Here is a 17,338-nt window from a genome sequence, read left to right as displayed (position 1 = left end):
GGCGCGATGGGCGAGTTCTGGCCGGTGCCGGATGCGCTGGCGTATCTGGCGGGTACCTGGCAGGTCGAGCGGACGGTGCGGGACCGGGCGAGCGGGCAGCGGGGCACCTTCCGCGGGACGACGGTTTTCGGCCCGCTGGAGGGCGGCGGCCTGCTGCACCGGGAGTCCGGCACGTTCGTCTGGCAGGGCGTGGCCCGCCCCGCCGAGCGGACCCTGCGCTTCCTGCCCGGCCCGGGCGGCACGGCCGACGTGCGGTTCGCGGACGGCCGCCCCTTCCACGACCTGGACCTGACCGCGGGGCACCACACGGCCGACCACCCCTGCGCGGCGGACCTCTACCGCGGGGAGTTCACCGTCCTCGACCAGGACCACTGGCGGACGGTGTGGCGGGTGCGCGGCCCCGCCAAGGACCTGGTGCTCACCACCGGCTACGCGCGGGCGGGCTGAGCGAAGGCCCCGTCGAAGCGCAGGTTCCAGCGGCCCGCCCGGCCGGTGACGGTGGTCGTCGACAGGGGGCGCACATCGATGTTCCAGTACGTCAGGGGCGGTGCCTTCAGGACGTACACCAGGGCGGCACGGATCACCGAGGGCTCGGCGACCGCCACGATCCGGCAGCCGTCCTCGACGGGCCGGGTGTCGAGCCAGCCGCCGACCCGGGCGATGAAGGCGTGCAGCGACTCCCCGCCGTGCGGGGCCGCGAGCGGGTCGGTGAGCCAGGCGTCCACCTCCTCCGGCTCCCGGGCCATCGCCTCGCCCAGCGTCAGCCCGCGCCAGCGGCCCATGGCGCAGTCGCGCAGGGCGAGTTGCGCGAGGGGGGCGTAGCCGAGGGCGTCGCCGGTGGTACGGCTGCGCGGAGTCGGCGAGCAGTACCGCAGCTCGGCGGCGGCGAGGGGCAGCAGGTCGCCGGCGGCCCGCTGCACCTCCTCCCAGCCGGCCTGGTCCAGCGGCCGGTCGTCCTCGAAGCGCTCGGCGAGCTGGGGGGAGCTGCGCGCGGCGGCGACGAACGTGACCCGAAGTGGCATGCGTGGATGGTGCGGCGCGACAACTGCGCAGGTCAAGAGGCGTTACCGGGGAGTTACCCGGGTCGCGTCCGGCCTCACTCGCCGAAGTGCAGCGCCATCCACCGGTCGGGACGCTCCAGCGCGCGGAAGCCGACCTGCTCGTACACCCCGTGGGCGTCGTGCGTCGCGAGCAGGACGCGCCGCAGTCCGTACGGCCGCAGGTGCTCCCGTACGGCCGCCACCAGCGCCGTACCGAGCCCCTTGCCGCGCACGCCCGGGTCGACGTAGACGTCGCACAGCCAGGCGAAGGTCGCCCGGTCGGTGACGACCCGCGCGTAGGCCACCTGCTCCCCCGACACCGACGCGTACACCCCGAAGTTGAGCGAGCCCTCGATCGCCCGGTCCTGCTTCTCGCGGCTGCGGCCCAGCGCCCAGTAGGCGTCGGTGGACAGCCAGTGGTGCACCCGCGCGGCGTCGATGCGGGCGGGGTCGGCGGAGAACTCGTAGCCGTCGGGCAGGCTCGGGGTGTCGTTCATGCGGGGATGGTGGCAGCGCGGGCCGCTCACGTCGAACGATTTCCGCCGAGCGCCTCGTCGCAGGCCTCACGCAGCCGCCGTACCCCTTCCGCGATCTCCCCGGTGCCCGCGACCGCGGCGAAGCTCAGCCGGACGTGGGCGGCGGGGGGCTCGGCGCTGAAGTACGGGCGGCCCGGGGTGATGGCCACCCCGGCGCGCAGAGCGGCGGCCGTCAGGGCCGTCTCGGCCATGCCCTCGGGCAGCCGCAGCCACAGGTGGTAGCCGCCCGACGGGACGTGCGGCAGGGCGAGTTCGGGCAGGCGGAGCCGGAGCGCGGCGGTCATCGCGTCGCGCCGGGCCTTCAACTCGGCGGAGATCGCGCGCAGATGACGTGGCCAGGCCGGCGAGCCCACGAGCTCCAGGGCGGCTTCCTGAAGGGGCCGGGGCACGAAGAAGGTGTCGACGACCTGGATGGCGCGCAGCCGCTCCAACACCGGCCCGCGGGCGGCGAGCGCGCTCACCCGGAAGCTGGGCGAGGTCGCCTTGGTCAGGGAGCAGACGTGGACGACGACACCGTCGGGGTCGTCGGCGGCGAGCGGGCGCGGCAGAGGCCCGGCGTCCTCGTGCACGAGCCGCCGTACGAAGTCGTCCTCGACGACGAACGCCCCGGCCTCGCGCGCGATGCGCAGCACCTCGCCGCGCCGCTCGGGGACGAGCACGGCCCCGGTCGGGTTCTGGAACAGCGGCTGGCAGACCAGGACCCGGGCGCCGGTGGCCCGGAACGCGTCGGCGAGCAGCTCCGGGCGCAGCCCGTCGGCGTCCACGGGGACGGGCACCGGGCGCAGTCCGGCGGCGCGGGCGATGGCCAGCATGCCGGGGTAGGTGGGCGATTCGACGAGGACGGGCGCGCCGGGCGGGGCGAGCGCGCGCAGCGCGGTGGTCAGCGCGGACTGGCCGCCCGCCGTGACCAGCACCTCGGCGGCCGTGACCGTCCCGCCGGGTCCGCCGATGCTCCGCGCGAACCACTCCCGCAGCTCCGGCAGCCCCTCCATGGGCGGCCGGCCCCAGGCACCGGGACGGCGTCCCGCCCGGGCCAGGGCGGCCGACATCGCCCGCTCCGGCTGCAGGGAGGGGTGCAGATAGCCGCCGTTGAACTCGATCACCTCGGGCGGCGGCGCGGCGAGCGAGACCAGCACGCCGGAGGCGTCCACCGAGCGCGGGACGAGGTCGGCGGCGCCGTCGGCGCTGAGCGCGACCTCCTGCCAGGAGGTGTCACCGGCCGGGGCGGCCGCCTCGCGGGGCCGGGCGCGGAACGCCCCGGCGCCGGGCCGGGTGACCACCAGCCCCTCGGCGGCCAGGTGCGCCAGGGCCCGCGAGACGGTCACGGGACTGACCCGGAACCGTTCGACGAGGGCCCGGCTCGACGGCAGCTTTCCTCCCGGTGGGTAGCGGTCGAGCTCCCGCCGTAGCCGTTCCGCCAGCTCACCCACACTGCTACGCTCGTGCATGAGAGCACAGAGTAGCGCTACTGCCCCCTCGCCGATAGCGGTCACCACCGGCTCGGAGTCGGCCCGTCCCCGCTTCGGCACCCTCCAGGCCGCCCTCGGCGTCACCGCCTTCTCCCTCACCTTCCCCGCGACGGCCTGGGGGCTGGAGGGCTTCGGGCCCTGGTCCCTGGTCGCCGTGCGCAGCGTGCTCGCCGCCCTCGTCGCGGGGACCTGCCTGCTGGCGCTGCGGGTGCCGCTGCCCGCCCGCCGGCACTGGCCGGGCCTGGCGGTGGTCGGAGGGGGCGTGGTCTTCGGTTTCCCGATGCTGACCACCCTGGCGCTGGAGACCTCCACCGCTGCCGCTGACCACGGCCCTGCTGTCCGCTCTGCGCGTCGGCGCCCGCCCCTCGCGCACCTTCTGGGCGGCGGCCCTCGCGGGCGCGGCGGCGGTGCTGACGTTCACGGTCCAGGAGAGCGGCGGCGCCCTGACCACGGCCGACCTGTACCTCTTCGCCGCGCTGCTGGTCTGCGCGGCCGGCTACACCGAGGGCGGCCGGCTGGCCCGGGTGATGCCCGGCTGGCAGGTCATCGGCTGGGCGCTGGTGCTGTGCCTCCCCCTGGCCCTGCCCGCCGCCGCGCTCGCGCTGTCGCAGGAGCCCGTACGGCTGACCGCGCACAGCGTGGCCGGAGTGCTGTGGGTGGCGGCGGGCTCGCAGTTCCTCGGCCTGGTGGTCTGGTACCGGGGCATGGCGGCCATCGGCATTCCGAAGGCCAGCCAGATCCAGCTGGCCCAGCCCCTGCTCACCCTGGTGTGGTCGGTGCTGCTGCTGGGCGAGCACCTGACGGTGGCCGCCCCGCTGACGGCCGCGGCGGTACTGGTGTGCATCGCCGTGACCCAGCGGGCACGCGGCTGAGCGGGCCGGCCGACCCCACCGGTGGTACGGAAGCCTTTCCCGGCCGGGCCGGACGCCCGGCCGGCCACCCACCCGCCCGCCTGCCGACCCGCGCCCCGCGCCGTAGACTCAAGGCCACGGACCGCTGCTCCCGCACATGGTGAGGAGGCCCCACACGATGCGTGCAACCGTGGGCGACCAGCTTGTCCAGCACGGCAGGGTGGTCGGACAGCACGACAAGGTCGGCGAGATCGTCGAAGTGCTGGGCCAGGAGGGCAACCCGCCCTTCCGCGTCCGTTTCGAGGACGGTCACGAGGGCATCTGCTCCCCCGGCCCGGACACCGAGATCCGCCACAGGGCGACGCAGCCGCAGCAGTAGATCAGCGCGGGGGCCTCGCCGGCTGCCGGTAGTGGTCGGCGACCACCCGCGCCATCGCCCCGATCCGGTCGGCCGCCACGTCCTTGGCGGCGAAGTAGACGTGCCCGCGCACCTGCGGGAGGTCCTGGGCGAGGGTGAGGTGCCGGGACAGCTCCGCCGGGTCCTGCCAGGCGACGGGCTGCGCCGGGTCCCCGGCCTTGTACAGCGCCTCACCCACGTACAGCCGCGTGGCGCTGCCCTGCGCGACCCGCGCCCACCAGGAGAGCAGCTTCGCGTAGTCGGCGGCGGCGAAGCCGATGTTCCAGTACAGCTGCGGGCACACGTAGTCGATCCAGCCCTCCCGCACCCACCGGCGGGTGTCCGCGTGCAGGTCGTCGTAGGTCTGGACGCCCGCCCGCGTGTCGGAGCCCAGCGGGTCGGTGGTGGCGTTGCGCCAGACGCCGAACGGGCTGATGCCGAAGCGCGCGGACGGCCGGATCTTCCGCACGGCGGCGGCCGTCTCACGCACGAGCCGGTCGATGTTGTCCCGCCGCCAGGCGGCCCGGTCCGGGAAGGCGGCGCCGTACCGGGCGTAGGCCTCGTCGTCGTCGAAGGTCTGGCCCGCCACGGGATACGGGTAGAAGTAGTCGTCGAAGTGGACCGCGTCGACCGGGTACTTCGCCACGGCGTCGAGCATGGCGTCCTGCACGAACGCCCGGACCTCGGGCAGCCCCGGGTTGTAGTACAGCTTCCCGCCGTACGTCACCACCCACTCCGGGTGCCTGCGCGCCGGGTGGGAGGCGGCCAGCCGAGCCGGGTCCGCGTGGGTGGCGACCCGGTACGGGTTGAACCAGGCGTGCAGCTCCAGGCCCCGGGCGTGGGCCTCCTCGACGGCCGTGCCGAGCGGGTCCCAGCCGGGGTCCGCGCCCTGGGTCCCGGTGAGGTACTGCGACCACGGCTCGTGGGGCGAGGGCCACAGCGCGTCGGCCGCGGGCCGCACCTGGAGGATGACGGTGTTCAGGCGGTTGCTCACGGCACGGTCGAGGTGGGCCAGGAGCTCGGCCCGCTGCTGGGCCGCCGTCAGCCCCGGCCTGGACGGCCAGTCCCGGTTGGCCACGGTCGCGAGCCACACGCCCCGCATCTGCGCGGGCGCCCGCCGGCCCCGGGGTGCGGCCGACGCCTCCGGCACCATCGTCAGCGCCGACAGCGCCGCCAGCGCGAACGCCCTGCGTGTGACCCGTCCCATCCGCAACTCCCTGCAACGCTGTGGATCCGCCTGGTCACGGATCGCTGCCGGCACAGCCCGTCGCCCACAGAATGCCCGACGGATGCCCGCCCCAGGCGATCGATCATCGATACTTGGGAGTAACGTGCACGAACGGAGCAGGCACCGAACACGGCGGACCTGCCACTGTGGAACAGCAGCGAAAGGGACGATGTGACGGACACCCCATCGGGCACCCCCTCGGGAGACATCGCACGCGTCGGAGTGGTGGGCTGCGGTCAGATGGGCGCGGGCATCGCCGAGGTGTGCGCCCGGGCCGGTCTGGACGTGAAGGTCGCCGAGACCACCGGCGAGGCCCTGGAGATCGGCCGTACCCGGCTGTTCAACTCCCTGTCCAAGGCGGAGGAGCGCGGCAAGATCTCCGCGGCGGAGCGGGAGGCCACCCAGACGCGCCTGAGCTTCACCACCGACCTCGGCGAGTTCGCCGACCGCGACCTGGTGATCGAGGCCGTCGTCGAGAACGAGCAGGTCAAGACCGAGATCTTCCAGGTGCTGGACCAGGTCGTGACGCGGCCGGACGCGATCTTGGCGTCCAACACCTCCTCCATCCCGCTGGTGAAGCTGGCCGTCGCGACCTCGCGGCCCGACCAGGTCATCGGCATCCACTTCTTCAACCCGGCCCCGGTGCAGCAGCTCGTCGAGCTGATCCCCGCCCTGACCACCTCCGAGGGCACGATCAGCCGGGCGCAGTTGTTCACCGAGAAGGTGCTGGGCAAGCACTCCATCCGCGCCGTGGACCGCTCGGGGTTCGTCGTCAACGCGCTGCTGATCCCGTACCTGCTCTCCGCGATCCGGATGTTCGAGTCGGGCATCGCCAGCCGCGAGGACATCGACAACGGCATGGAGATGGGCTGCGCCCACCCGATGGGCCCGCTGAAGCTGTCCGACCTCATCGGCCTGGACACGGTCGCCTCGGTCGCGCAGTCGATGTACGAGGAGTACAAGGAGCCCCTGTACGCCGCTCCCCCGCTGCTGCAGCGCATGGTCGACGCGGGCCGCCTGGGCCGGAAGACGGGCTCCGGCTTCTACACCTACGGCTGATTACAGACGGTCAGATTTCGGCCAGTTGACGGGCCCGGCACCGGAAAGGGTGCCGGGCCCGTGCCTTTCACACACCGTGTGCGCGGCGGGCTCGCATATGCCACGCACACACGCTCCCCACGCGCCCACCAGGCGAGTTGACTCAGCATGCGCATGCAAGGGACGTGATTCGACCACGGAAAGGAGCGGACTCGTGACCGCCGATCCCGAGCATCCCGTCGTCCACGGAGAACTCGCAGAGTTACGACGCCGCCTCGACGTCGCCTACGCCCGCGTCGAAGGCGGACTCGCACTGCTCAGCCACCGCACCGAGGAGACGGCCAAGGAACTGGACGAACTGAACAACCGGATCGTCACGCTGGAACACGCCCGCTGGCCGCTGCCGTCCCTCGCGGCTCTGACGGCCATAGGCGCGCTCGTGGTGGCGTTCTGGCAGGCGTTCGGCCGCTGAGGAGGCCTGTCACCGGCCGGCCCGGACGCGGTGGGGCATCAGGGCAAGGTGTCCTGTCCGAGCCGGAGATGGTGCAGCAGGAGTAACGCGGCCGCCATGTTGGCGGCCGGGACCTCCCCGCGGGCGACCAGGTCGGGGACGAGCTTGAGGGGGACCCATTCCCGGCGGTCCGACTCGAAGTCGTCCACGGGGTGTCCGACGTACTCGCCCTCGTCGGCCCAGTAGATGTGATGCCGGGCGTCGGTGAGGCCGTTGGACGGCTCCACGCTCATGAGGTGGCGCAGGGGTCCCGGCCGCCAGCCGGTCTCCTCCTCCAGTTCCCGGGCCGCCGCCACGGCGATGTCCTCGCCGTCCTCGACCACCCCGGCCGCCAGTTCCCACCCCCAGCTGTCGGTGATGAAACGGTGCCGCCACAGCAGCAGGACCTCGTTGGCCTCGTTCACCACCGTGGCCACGGCGACGGGCCGCAGCCGGATGAGGAAGTGGTCGAGATGCCGGCCGTCCGGCAGCTCCACATCCGCGAGATTGACGCTGAACCAGCGGTTTGAGTACACCGTTTGCTCGTTCTGTTTCGTCCACTGCACGGTTCTGCCACCTTCCGTCGGGTAAGGGGCAATATCGCAGGGGAAACCGTGAGTGGGTGGAGTTCGCGCGTCCGGTTCGCGGCCCGGCCACGGCGGCGGGCGCAGCGTTCTACAGCGGTACGCGCAGCGCTCCGTCGATGAGTTCGGCGGCCTCGGACGTGCCCGCACAGCCGCTGCGCACCAGGTGCTCGCGGACCGCGCGGAGTCTGTCACGCAGCCGATGGGACTCCATTCCCCGGGCCTGTTCGGCCATCTGCACGGCGATGGCGACGGCCTTGTCGGCGTTGCCCTGCCGCAGTTCGATCGTGCTGAGCATGGCCAGCCGGTGCACCCGGCCCCGGTCGTGGGCGGGGTTGTCGACGGCCGCCGCGGCATGCTCCCGGGCGGCCTGGATCTCACCGAGGCTGAGCAGCGCCTCCGCCACCTGGACGTTGACGAGCCCGGGCTGGACATAGCCGGTCTCGTCGGGTTCGTACCCGCGCCGGATGCGTTCGGCGGCCTGCTCGGCCCGGCGGATGCAGGACAGCGCGCTCGTACCGTCGCCGAGGTGCGCGTACGCCTTCGCCTGCATCGCGTACAGGTCGGAGGCGAGGGCCGGGGTGATGTGCCGGCCGGCGGCGCGCAGCGCGGCCTCCGCGAAGGCCACGGCCTGCCGGTGCTCCCGCATGAACAGCGACTGGTTGACCAGCAGGGCGATGACATACGCCCCGAGCCCCCGGTCCCCGCTGGCCTTGGCCAGGCGCAGCGCCTGGTGGAAGTACCGCTGGGCGAGCCCGTGCGCGTCGGAGTCGTAGGCGCAGATGCCCGCGATGGCCACCAACCCGCCGGTGGCGCGGTGCAGTTGACGGCCGGTCGCGTCGGTGTAGCCACCGCGCAGCAGCGGGGCGGCCTCGGCGTTGAGGAAGCCGACGATGCGGGCGCGGGTCGCGATGCCGCCGGCCTTGCGGTACATCTGCTCGTAGTGCGTGCGGGCGGCGCGCAGCATCTCGATGTCCGACGGGGTGACCCGGTGCCGTCCGCCGCGCGAGACGTCCACGTCCTCCGGCGGGTTCTCCCACTCCCACACGGGCATCACGGCGGGCGTGCCGGTGAGCGCGGGGGCGCCCAGGATGTGCGGGCGCTGCTGCTGGTCGGAGCGCCACAGGGCGGTCGCCCGCTCCACGAACCCGGACAGCGAGCCGGTGTGCGAGGCGGCCGGCTCGCCGGGCACGCCGAGGCCGATGTCGTCGAGGGTCACCGGCCGCTGCAGCCGGGCGGCGAGCACCTCGCAGATCAGGTCGGGCACCTGGCCGCGGGGCCGCTGCCCTTTCAGCCAGCGGGCGACGGCGGTGTGTTCGTAGCGCAGCGCGAGCCCGCGTCTGCGGCCCGCCTGGTTGACGTGCGCGGCCAGCCCGGCGTGGGAGATCCCGGCCTCGTCCAGGATCGCGTCGAGCAGAGTGTTGGGCTGCATGGGAGGCCCCCCGGTGGCTCGGTGCCGACAGAGTAGTGGGTCCGCCTTCACACGGGGTGTGAAGCAAGTGCTCGAATCCGTAGGGTGCGCGCGCTGTCGCGCTGTGTTTCCAGCCGGTTGACTGAAATGCCTCGCAAGAGGCCGGCCGGGCCGCCGGCTCCCCCTCGTACAGTGCGGCGGCCCGCCTTCGCCGTCCGCCGGGCTGCCTGCCCGACACTCCGTGGCCGGGCGGACGGCGACTCGTCACCGTTGCGGCTACCGGTGGGGGGCCGGCTGCGGGTGGGCGCCGGCCGGCCACGCCGCGGCGGCGGAGCCGGCCCTGTCACAGCCCCGCGGGCCCGGGGGCAGGCCCCGGCTGTTCGTCAGCACCAGCAGGGCGACGTCGTCCGCGGGCGCGCCGCGGGTGTGGTGCATCAGGGCGCCGAACACCCGGCGCAGCACGGTCTGCGAGGACAGCGGCTGCTCCCGTACGGCGGCCGCCAGCACGGCGGCCAGGGGGAAGAACCGGCCATGGGCGTCCCGGGCGTCCTCCACCCCGTCCGTGTAGAGGACGAGCGCGTCGCCGGGCAGGAGCTGCCCCAGGGGTACGGCCGGCAGTTCGGGCGGGAGCGGAAACGGACCGAGGGGCGGATACGGCTCATCGGCGGCGAGTTGCTCCACCCGCGTGTCACTGAGCAGGTACGGCCACGGGTGCCCGCAGTTCAGGGCGTGCGTCTGCCCGTCGGGGCGGATCTCCACCAGCAGCAGTGTCACGAACTCCTCGGCGACCGACCCGTCGGGCACCAGACCTGACGAGGGGTGTTCGGCCAGGGCCCGTTCGCGCAGGTGGCGGGCGAGGGCCCGCTCCAGCCGGCGCAGCACGCCGCCGAGGTCGGGCTCGTCGTGCGCGGCCTCGCGGAAACTGCCGAGCACGGCCGCGACGGTGGCCAGGGCGCCGAGCCCGTGTCCCCGGACGTCACCCATCACGGCCCGTACGCCGTGCTCGGTGGCGACCACCTCGTACAGGTCGCCCCCGACCGCGGCACCGCGGTCGGCGGAGAGCTGGGCGGCCGCGACGGTCAGCCCGGCGACGCGGGGCGGCAGCGGCCGCAGCAGCACGCTCTGGGCGGCACCCGCGACCCGGCGGGCCTGGCGCAGCTCACGCAGCAGCGCCCGCCGGGCATGGACGACGATCCCGGCGCCGACCGCGAGAAAGACGGCGCTTGTGGCGATCCGCGCTCCGGCCCCCTGCTGCTGGGCGAGCGGGCAGGCCAGTTTGTACGCCACCGCCGTCGCACCCCCCAGGGCGGGCAGCCCGAGCGCGCGCATCCGGGACCCTGCTGCACGGGGCGGGCGGGGAACCTCAGCCTTGGTGCGGATCATGCCGATGGCCCCCCAATAGGCCCTCGCAGAAAGCAGACGGACCGGCCTCGAAAGGCCGGTCCGATTCTGTCGACCGCGTGACCCGAAAGGGCGGATCACCCCGACTTCTCACCCGAACGAGTGAGGTGACCGGGGAGGCACCCCCAAGGGGTGGGGCGCCCCGGCAGCGGGTGCGGGGCTAGCTCCGCAGCACCGCACCCGTCCGCTCGCCCGCCAGGGCCACCGCCGCGTCCCTGGCCGCGGACGCCTCGTCCACCGTCAGCGTCCGGTCCGCCGCACGGAACCGCAGCGCGTACGCCAGCGACCTGCGTCCCTCGCCGAGCTGCTCGGCGTTCTCGTAGACGTCGAACAGCCGGATGGACTCCAGCAGTTCACCGGCGCCCTCGCGCAGCGCCGCCTCCACCTCCGCCGCCGGGACGAACGCGTCGACGACCAGGGCCACGTCCTGCGTGGCGACGGGGAACGCCGAGATGCCCGGCGCCTGCACCGTGTCGTGGCCGACCTGCTCCAGGACGTCCAGGTCCAGCTCCATCGCGCAGGTGCGGGGCGGCAGACCGAGGGCCTTGAGGACCCGCGGGTGCAGCTCACCGGCGTGGCCGACGACCTGCTCCGTGCCGTCCACGGCGACCGCCAGCTCGGCGCAGCGGCCCGGGTGCCACGGCCCGTACTGCCCCTTGCGGACGATCAGTTCGGCGCCCGCCTCACGGGCGACGGTCCGCGCCGCCTCGACGGCGTCGGCCCAGTCGGCCGGGCGGCCCTTGCCCCACCAGCCGGCCTGCTCGCGGGCACCGGCGAGGACGACGGCGACGTGCCGCGGCTGATCGGGCAGCGCGGCGTCGAGCTCCGCGATCTCCGCGTCGGTGGGACGCCGGTCGACCGGCAGCCGGACGGCGGTCTTCTGCTCCTCGCGCGGGTGGAAGACCAGGCCCGTCTCGAACAGCGCCAGATCGTGCGAGCCCCGGCCGTCGTTGCGGCGCAGGGCACCCAGCAGGCCCGGCAGCAGCGAGGTCCGCAGCGCGGGCTCCTCGTCGCTGAGCGGGTTGGTGAGCTTGACGACGCGCCGGGCCGGGTCGTCGGCCTCCAGGCCGAGCTGGTCGAAGACCTGCTCGCTGACGAACGGGTAGGAGGGCGCCTCGACGTAGCCCGCCCCGGCCAGCGCCCGGCCGACGCGGCGGTGCAGCCGCTGCCGGCGGGTCAGGCCACGGCCGGCCGGCGGCCTGGGCAGGGTGGAGGGCAGGTTCTCGTAGCCCTCCAGGCGGATGACCTCTTCGGCCAGGTCGTTCGGGTCGCGCAGGTCGGGCCGCCAGGACGGCACGGTGACGATCAGCTCGTCCTGCCCGTACACGTCGCAGCCGATCTCCTGCAGCCGCCGGACCACGGTCTCGCGGCCGTATGCCACGCCCGCCACCTTGTCCGGGTGGTCGGCCGGGATGGTGATGGTCCGGGGCGCGGACGGGGCGATGACCTCGGTGACACCCGCCTCGGCGGTACCGCCGGCCAGCAGCACCAGCAGGTCCACCGTGCGCTGGGCGGCGGCCGCGGCGGCCTGCGGGTCGACGCCCCGCTCGAAGCGGCGGGACGCCTCGGAGGACAGCTTGTGGCGGCGGGCCGTGCGCGCGATCGACACCGCGTCGAAGTGCGCGGCCTCGATCACCACGTCCGTCGTGGCGTTCCCGCCGTTCTCGGCGGCGTCGTGGTCGGCGATCTCGGTGTTGGCGCCGCCCATCACGCCGGCGAGACCGATGGGGCCGCGCTCGTCGGTGATGACCAGGTCGTCCGGGTCGAGGGTGCGCACCACGCCGTCGAGGGTGGTGAGCTTCTCGCCCGGCTCGGCGCGGCGCACGCCGATCGCGCCCTGGACCAGGGTGCGGTCATAGGCGTGCAGCGGCTGGCCGAGCTCCATCATCACGTAGTTGGTGACGTCGACGGCGAGCGAGATCGGGCGCATGCCGACCTTCTGCAGGCGGCGCTGGAGCCAGATCGGGGAGCGCGCCTCGGGGCTCAGGCCGGTCACCGTACGGGCGGTGAAGCGGTCGCAGCCCATCGGGTCGGAGATCCGCACCGGGTAGCCGTACGCGTTGGGCGCGGGGACGTCGAGCAGCGCCGGGTCGCGCAGCGGCAGGCCGTAGGCGATGGCGGTCTCGCGGGCGACGCCGCGCATCGACAGGCAGTAGCCGCGGTCGGGCGTGACGGCGATGTCGAGGACCTCGTCGACCAGTTCCAGCAGCTCGATGGCGTCCTTGCCGACCTCGGTCTCCGGCGGCAGCACGATGATGCCGTGGCTGCCGTCCTCGCCCATGTTCAGCTCGTCGCTGGAGCAGATCATGCCGCGCGACATCCTGCCGTAGGTCTTGCGCTCGGCGATCTGGAAGTCGCCGGGCAGGATGGCGCCGGGCAGGGCGACGACGACCTTGTCGCCGACGGCGAAGTTGCGGGCGCCGCAGATGATCTCCTGCGGTTCGCCGGTGCCGTTGGCCTGGCCGACATCGACGGTGCAGAAGCGGATCGGCTTCTTGAACTCCGTCAGTTCCTCGATGGTCAGCACCTGGCCCACGACGAGCGGGCCCTTCAGGTCGGCGCCGAGCTGCTCGACGGTCTCGACCTCCAGACCGGCCGAAATGAGCTTGGCCTGTACGTCACGGCCGGTCTCCGTCGCCGGCAGGTCGACGTACTCCCGCAGCCAGGAAAGCGGGACCCGCATCAGATCTCCATCCCGAACGGCCGGGTGAACCGGACGTCACCCTCGACCATGTCTCGCATGTCCTCGACGTTGTGGCGGAACATCAGCATCCGCTCGATGCCGAACCCGAAGGCGAAGCCGCTGTACTTCTCCGGGTCGACGCCGCAGGCCGTGAGCACCCGCGGGTTGACCATGCCACAGCCGCCCAGCTCGATCCAGCCCTCGCTGGAGCAGGTGCGGCAGGGCCGGTCCGGGTTGCCGACCGAGTCGCCCTTGCACACGTAGCAGAGCATGTCCATCTCGGCGCTCGGCTCGGTGAAGGGGAAGAAGTTCGGCCGCAGCCGGGTCTTCATGCCCTCGCCGAACAGCGACTGGACCATGTGGTCCAGCGTGCCCTTGAGGTCGGCCATGGTCAGGCCCTCGTCGACGGCGAGCAGCTCGACCTGGTGGAAGACGGGGGTGTGGGTGGCGTCCAGCTCGTCGGTGCGGTACACGCGGCCGGGGCAGATCACGTAGACCGGCAGTTCGCGGTCGAGCAGGGAGCGGATCTGCACGGGCGAGGTGTGGGTGCGCAGCACGACGCCGGACTCGGTGCCGCCGTCCGGGCCCTGCACGAAGAAGGTGTCGGCCTCGCCGCGGGCCGGGTGGTCGGGGCCGATGTTGAGGGCGTCGAAGTTGAACCACTCGGCCTCGACCTGCGGGCCCTCGGCGACCTCGTAGCCCATCGCGACGAAGATGTCCTCGATGCGCTCCGACAGCGTGGTCAGCGGGTGGCGGGCACCGGCCGGGACACGGTCGTAGGGCAGCGTGACGTCCACGGCCTCCTCGACCAGCACCCGGGCGTCCCGCTCGGCCTCCAGTTCCTCCTGGCGGGCGGCGAGGGCCTTGCTGACGGCGCCGCGGGCCTGGCCGACGCGTTTGCCGGCGTCGGCCTTGGCGTGCGGGGGCAGGGCGCCGATCTCGCGGTTGGCAAGGGCCAGCGGGGAGGCGGGGCCGGTGTGGGCGACCTTGGCCTCGTGGAGCGCGTCGAGGGAGTCCGCGGCGGCGAAGGCGGCGAGCGCCTCGTCCCGCATGCGCTCGATCTCTTCCGGTTTCAACGCCTCGACCTCGACAGGGTCGTACGACTTATTGGGTGCCGACATCTCTTCCCGTGCTTCCGATTGGCTGGCTGAAGGTCCCCGTCACCGACTTCGCAGGGCCGCTTGCGGGACACAAAGGTGCCAAAGGCCGAGTCTAACGGGGTGGGGGTGGACACATGCGCCCGCGGGGCGCCGGGGCGTCTCAGCTGAGATACGCCGGTGCCGCCACGGGCAACGTAAATCGGAACCGGGCGCCGCCGCCGGGGGCGCGGCCGACCGTGATGGTGCCGCCGTGGGCCTCGACGATGCCCTTGACGATGTACAGCCCAAGGCCCGTGCCGCCGCGCTTGCTGCCCCGCCAGAAGCGGGTGAAGACGCGGTTCATGGACTCCTCCGGGATGCCGGGCCCCTCGTCGCTCACGGTGACCGACGTGCCGGTGTCCTCGCCCTCGCGGGGGGACGCCGTGGCCGTGATGTCGATGGTGACGGTTCCCTCGCCGTGCCGCACGGCATTTTCCAGCAGGTTGCTGAGCACCTGGTCGATCTTGTCGGGGTCGGCCCACAGCATGGGCAGCGGCTGCTCGATGCGCAGCAGGAACCGGTCGGCGGGCTGCCCGGCGGCGACGTAGGCCTGGATGTGGCGTCCGACGGCGGCCCCGATGTCGACGGGCTGACGGCGGACCTCCAGGCGTCCGGAGTCGATCCGGGAGATGTCGAGCAGTTCGGCGATGAGGCGGGTGACCCGGTCGGCGTCGGCGTCGACGGTCTCCAGCATCAGCCGCTTCTGGTCGTCGGTGAACCTCTCCCACTTGGCGAGGAGGGTCGCGGTGAAGCCCTTGACGGAGGTGAGCGGGGAGCGCAGCTCGTGGGCGACGGTGGCGATCAGCTCGGCGTGAGAGCGTTCGGTGCGGCGCCGGGCCTCGGTGTCGCGCAGGGTGACGACGAGGCGGCGGACCGGGCCGGTGGGCTCGCCGCGGACGTACTTCGCCGACACCAGCACCTCGCGTCCGCCGGGCAGCAGCAGGTTGCGTTCGGGCTGGCGGACCCGGATGGCGAGCCCGCCGTAGGGGTCGGTCAGCTGCCACCAGCGCCGGCCCTCCAGGTCCTCTAACGGCAGGGCCTTTTCCAGCCGCTGCCCGAGGGCGTCGGCGGCGCGGGTCGCGGTGATGCGCTCGGCGGCGGCGTTGAAGCAGATGACGCGGCCTCGCTCGTCGGCGACCACCAGGCCGTCGGGCAGCTCGTCGGGGTCGATGCCGAGCTCCGCGAGATCACCGGGCGGCCGCCGCACGTCCCGTCCCCCGGGTGCGCTGCTCGTGCCGACGCTCATCCCCGTACCCCACCTCTCAGACTCACGCAGTGGGTCCCGAGCTGGTCACCCTACTAGCTGTGGGTGACGGAACGGCACCCTGCGTCGGCGCGCTGGGCGCGCGCGGACGCGTAGAGACATACGGCGGCGGCGGTGGCGAGGTTCAGGCTCTCGGCCTTGCCGTGGATGGGGACGCGGACGACCGCGTCCGCCAGCGCGCGGGTCTCCTCCGGGAGTCCCCAGGCCTCGTTCCCGAAGACCCAGGCGGTCGGCCCGCCCATGGTGCCCTTGTCGAGCTCGTCGTCGAGGTCGCGGTCGCCCGCGCCGTCGGCGGCCAGGACGCGCACGCCAGCGGCGCGCAGCCCCTCGACGGCGCGTGCCACGGGGACGCCGACGGCGACCGGGAGGTGGAACAGCGACCCGACGGAGGCGCGGACGGCCTTGGGGTTGTACAGGTCGACGGAGGCGTCGGTGAGGACGACGGCCTCGGCTCCGGCGGCGTCGGCGCAGCGCAGCACGGTGCCGGCGTTGCCGGGGTCGCGGACGTGCGCGAGCACGGCGACGAGCTGGGGCCGGGCGCCGAGGATGTCCTCGAACGGCGTGTCGAGGAACCGGCAGACACCCACCAGCCCCTGCGGGGTGACGGTGGTGGAGATGTCCTCGATGACCTGCTCGGAGGCGAGGTGCACCCGGGCGCCGGCGTCCCGGGCCGCTGCGACGATGTCGGCGTACCGGTCGGCGGCCTCCAGGGTGGTGAACAGCTCGACGAGCGTGGCGGTGCCCTGGACCCGGTGCCCGGCCGCCTCGCGCACGGCCTGCGGCCCCTCCGCGAGGAACAGCCGTTCCTTCCCCCGGACGTTCCGCTTGGCGAGCCGCCGCGCGGCGGAGACACGCGGGGAGCGGGGGGAGATGAGCTCGGGGGTGGGCATGGGGTTCACCTGGAGGTCGGAGGGTCAGGACACGGCAGGACCCGCAGGCCTTCGCGGCCTGCGGGTCCCTTCGGTACGTCGGCTCAGGGCCGGCGCGGCGTCACGCGGCCTTGGGCGCGTTCACGTCCGCCGGCAGCGCCTTCTGCGCGACCTCGACGAGCGAGGCGAACGCGTTCGGGTCGTTGACCGCGAGCTCGGCCAGGATCTTGCGGTCCACCTCGACGTTGGCGGCCTTCAGACCCTGGATGAAGCGGTTGTACGTGATGCCGTTGGCGCGGGCAGCGGCGTTGATGCGCTGGATCCACAGCTGGCGGAAGTCACCCTTGCGCTTCTTGCGGTCGTTGTAGTTGTAGACCAGCGAGTGGGTGACCTGCTCCTTGGCCTTGCGGTACAGGCGCGAACGCTGACCGCGGTAGCCGGAGGCCTGCTCGAGGATCGCCCGGCGCTTCTTGTGGGCGTTGACTGCCCGCTTGACGCGTGCCACTTGTTAACTCCTTGTAGCGGGGCCGCGGTGATCTTCACACGGCCCGGTATCGACTGGGTCCCGGTCCTGACGTACGGCGCTCAGCGCACGGGGGCTGACGGCGCCGGGGGCGTCACTTGCCGAGAAGCTTCTTGATCTTCTTGGCGTCGCCCGGGGCCATCTCGGCGTTGCCGGTGAGGCGACGCGTCACACGGGACGACTTGCGCTCGAGCAGGTGGCGCTTGCCGGAACGCTCGCGGAGCACCTTGCCGGAGCCGGTGATCTTGAAGCGCTTGCTGGCACCGCTGTGCGACTTGTTCTTCGGCATAGCGCCGTTCTCTCCTCGTCGGTGGCGCTCCGGTGCCCGGTTCCGGGAACCGGGCACGGTGGAGCGTCGCTGCTGTTTCGGTTGCTTCCTGGGACTGGCGTCCCGGGTGGTTCCGGGTCATCCGGA

Annotated in this window: 17 protein-coding genes and 1 pseudogene; 5 read left to right on the top strand and 13 right to left on the bottom strand. The window is 73.2% G+C overall.

The window, feature by feature from the left end; genetic code table 11:
• Positions 1-6: 6 nt before the first annotated feature.
• A complete protein-coding gene (locus AB0K80_RS31140; RefSeq protein ID WP_365675443.1) occupies positions 7-447 on the top strand; it encodes a DUF6314 family protein in 441 nt (146 codons plus the stop codon).
• On the opposite strand, the gene AB0K80_RS31135 is transcribed toward AB0K80_RS31140, so the two are convergent.
• From AB0K80_RS31135 to AB0K80_RS31125, 3 genes are all read right to left on the bottom strand, one after another.
• Entirely contained in the window at positions 429-1,022 is a 594-nt protein-coding gene (locus tag AB0K80_RS31135; protein ID WP_365675441.1) for a histidine phosphatase family protein, read from the bottom strand. The genes AB0K80_RS31140 and AB0K80_RS31135 overlap by 19 nt on opposite strands.
• 74 nt (positions 1,023-1,096) lie before the next feature.
• Positions 1,097-1,537 (bottom strand): GNAT family N-acetyltransferase, encoded by a 441-nt coding sequence (locus AB0K80_RS31130; protein ID WP_365675440.1) that lies wholly within the window; start codon positions 1,535-1,537, stop codon positions 1,097-1,099.
• A 26-nt stretch (positions 1,538-1,563) separates the two neighbouring features.
• Positions 1,564-3,024, bottom strand: coding sequence for a PLP-dependent aminotransferase family protein (locus AB0K80_RS31125; RefSeq protein ID WP_365675439.1), 1,461 nt, complete (start codon positions 3,022-3,024; stop codon positions 1,564-1,566).
• On the opposite strand from AB0K80_RS31125, the pseudogene AB0K80_RS31120 reads away from it, so the two are divergent.
• Together AB0K80_RS31120 and AB0K80_RS31115 are read left to right on the top strand one after the other, a co-directional pair.
• Positions 3,023-3,917, top strand: a pseudogene (locus AB0K80_RS31120) (DMT family transporter). The gene AB0K80_RS31125 and the pseudogene AB0K80_RS31120 overlap by 2 nt on opposite strands.
• Before the next feature lie 157 nt (positions 3,918-4,074).
• Positions 4,075-4,275, top strand: a complete 201-nt coding sequence (locus AB0K80_RS31115; protein ID WP_365675437.1) for a DUF1918 domain-containing protein — start codon at positions 4,075-4,077, stop codon at positions 4,273-4,275.
• 1 nt (position 4,276) lies between these two features.
• On the opposite strand, the gene AB0K80_RS31110 is transcribed toward AB0K80_RS31115, so the two are convergent.
• Positions 4,277-5,500 carry a family 10 glycosylhydrolase gene (locus AB0K80_RS31110; protein ID WP_365675435.1) on the bottom strand — a complete coding sequence of 408 codons (1,224 nt, stop codon included), beginning with the start codon at positions 5,498-5,500 and terminating at the stop codon, positions 4,277-4,279.
• Between the two features lie 192 nt (positions 5,501-5,692).
• Here AB0K80_RS31110 and AB0K80_RS31105 point away from each other — a divergent pair, with 192 nt between their 5' ends.
• Together AB0K80_RS31105 and AB0K80_RS31100 are read left to right on the top strand one after the other, a co-directional pair.
• Positions 5,693-6,580, top strand: coding sequence for a 3-hydroxybutyryl-CoA dehydrogenase (locus tag AB0K80_RS31105; RefSeq protein WP_365675434.1), 888 nt, complete (start codon positions 5,693-5,695; stop codon positions 6,578-6,580).
• Between the two features lie 193 nt (positions 6,581-6,773).
• Positions 6,774-7,031 carry a hypothetical protein gene (locus tag AB0K80_RS31100; RefSeq protein WP_365675432.1) on the top strand — a complete coding sequence of 86 codons (258 nt, stop codon included), beginning with the start codon at positions 6,774-6,776 and terminating at the stop codon, positions 7,029-7,031.
• Between the two features lie 38 nt (positions 7,032-7,069).
• Here the strand turns inward: AB0K80_RS31100 and AB0K80_RS31095 are convergent, their stop codons facing one another.
• From AB0K80_RS31095 to rpmI, 9 genes are all read right to left on the bottom strand, one after another.
• Positions 7,070-7,615 carry an NUDIX hydrolase gene (locus tag AB0K80_RS31095; RefSeq protein ID WP_365675431.1) on the bottom strand — a complete coding sequence of 182 codons (546 nt, stop codon included), beginning with the start codon at positions 7,613-7,615 and terminating at the stop codon, positions 7,070-7,072.
• Between the two features lie 109 nt (positions 7,616-7,724).
• Positions 7,725-9,065: a transcriptional regulator gene (locus tag AB0K80_RS31090; protein WP_365675429.1), complete on the bottom strand. Its 1,341-nt coding sequence runs from the start codon at positions 9,063-9,065 to the stop codon at positions 7,725-7,727.
• A gap of 255 nt (positions 9,066-9,320) precedes the next feature.
• Positions 9,321-10,373: a PP2C family protein-serine/threonine phosphatase gene (locus tag AB0K80_RS31085; RefSeq protein WP_365675427.1), complete on the bottom strand. Its 1,053-nt coding sequence runs from the start codon at positions 10,371-10,373 to the stop codon at positions 9,321-9,323.
• A 232-nt stretch (positions 10,374-10,605) separates the two neighbouring features.
• Positions 10,606-13,128 (bottom strand): phenylalanine--tRNA ligase subunit beta, encoded by a 2,523-nt coding sequence (pheT, locus tag AB0K80_RS31080; RefSeq protein WP_365675425.1) that lies wholly within the window; start codon positions 13,126-13,128, stop codon positions 10,606-10,608.
• Positions 13,128-14,249, bottom strand: a complete 1,122-nt coding sequence (gene pheS, locus AB0K80_RS31075; protein ID WP_365675423.1) for a phenylalanine--tRNA ligase subunit alpha — start codon at positions 14,247-14,249, stop codon at positions 13,128-13,130. Before pheS ends, pheT begins: the two co-directional genes overlap by 1 nt.
• A 139-nt stretch (positions 14,250-14,388) precedes the next feature.
• Entirely contained in the window at positions 14,389-15,513 is a 1,125-nt protein-coding gene (locus tag AB0K80_RS31070) for an ATP-binding protein (protein WP_365675421.1), read from the bottom strand.
• Positions 15,514-15,566: 53 nt separating this feature from the next.
• Entirely contained in the window at positions 15,567-16,421 is an 855-nt protein-coding gene (locus AB0K80_RS31065; protein ID WP_365675419.1) for an RNA methyltransferase, read from the bottom strand.
• A gap of 100 nt (positions 16,422-16,521) precedes the next feature.
• Entirely contained in the window at positions 16,522-16,905 is a 384-nt protein-coding gene (gene rplT / locus AB0K80_RS31060; RefSeq protein ID WP_365675417.1) for a 50S ribosomal protein L20, read from the bottom strand.
• A 112-nt stretch (positions 16,906-17,017) separates the two neighbouring features.
• The gene (rpmI, locus tag AB0K80_RS31055) at positions 17,018-17,212 is read right to left on the bottom strand and encodes a 50S ribosomal protein L35 (RefSeq protein ID WP_365675415.1); all 195 of its coding nucleotides are present in this window, start codon (positions 17,210-17,212) and stop codon (positions 17,018-17,020) included.
• Positions 17,213-17,338: the final 126 nt, after the last annotated feature.

Source organism: Streptomyces sp. NPDC052682 (genome assembly GCF_040678435.1).
Lineage (GTDB): Bacteria > Actinomycetota > Actinomycetes > Streptomycetales > Streptomycetaceae > Streptomyces.
The sequence above is the reverse complement of the archived record's forward strand: the minus strand, read 5'-3'. Positions and strand labels throughout refer to the sequence as shown.

What these genes read in the sequence shown, in the direction of transcription:
- AB0K80_RS31085 (WP_365675427.1), bottom strand. Translation starts at nt 10,373, where the DNA reads ATGCGCGCGCTCGGGCTGCCCGCCCTGGGGGGTGCGACGGCGGTGGCG.
- rpmI (WP_365675415.1), bottom strand. Translation starts at nt 17,212, where the DNA reads ATGCCGAAGAACAAGTCGCACAGCGGTGCCAGCAAGCGCTTCAAGATC.
- AB0K80_RS31140 (WP_365675443.1), top strand. Translation starts at nt 7, where the DNA reads ATGGGCGAGTTCTGGCCGGTGCCGGATGCGCTGGCGTATCTGGCGGGT.
- AB0K80_RS31130 (WP_365675440.1), bottom strand. Translation starts at nt 1,537, where the DNA reads ATGAACGACACCCCGAGCCTGCCCGACGGCTACGAGTTCTCCGCCGAC.
- AB0K80_RS31125 (WP_365675439.1), bottom strand. Translation starts at nt 3,024, where the DNA reads ATGCACGAGCGTAGCAGTGTGGGTGAGCTGGCGGAACGGCTACGGCGG.
- AB0K80_RS31070 (WP_365675421.1), bottom strand. Translation starts at nt 15,513, where the DNA reads ATGAGCGTCGGCACGAGCAGCGCACCCGGGGGACGGGACGTGCGGCGG.
- AB0K80_RS31110 (WP_365675435.1), bottom strand. Translation starts at nt 5,500, where the DNA reads ATGGGACGGGTCACACGCAGGGCGTTCGCGCTGGCGGCGCTGTCGGCG.
- AB0K80_RS31065 (WP_365675419.1), bottom strand. Translation starts at nt 16,421, where the DNA reads ATGCCCACCCCCGAGCTCATCTCCCCCCGCTCCCCGCGTGTCTCCGCC.
- AB0K80_RS31135 (WP_365675441.1), bottom strand. Translation starts at nt 1,022, where the DNA reads ATGCCACTTCGGGTCACGTTCGTCGCCGCCGCGCGCAGCTCCCCCCAG.
- AB0K80_RS31090 (WP_365675429.1), bottom strand. Translation starts at nt 9,065, where the DNA reads ATGCAGCCCAACACTCTGCTCGACGCGATCCTGGACGAGGCCGGGATC.
- AB0K80_RS31115 (WP_365675437.1), top strand. Translation starts at nt 4,075, where the DNA reads ATGCGTGCAACCGTGGGCGACCAGCTTGTCCAGCACGGCAGGGTGGTC.
- pheS (WP_365675423.1), bottom strand. Translation starts at nt 14,249, where the DNA reads ATGTCGGCACCCAATAAGTCGTACGACCCTGTCGAGGTCGAGGCGTTG.
- pheT (WP_365675425.1), bottom strand. Translation starts at nt 13,128, where the DNA reads ATGCGGGTCCCGCTTTCCTGGCTGCGGGAGTACGTCGACCTGCCGGCG.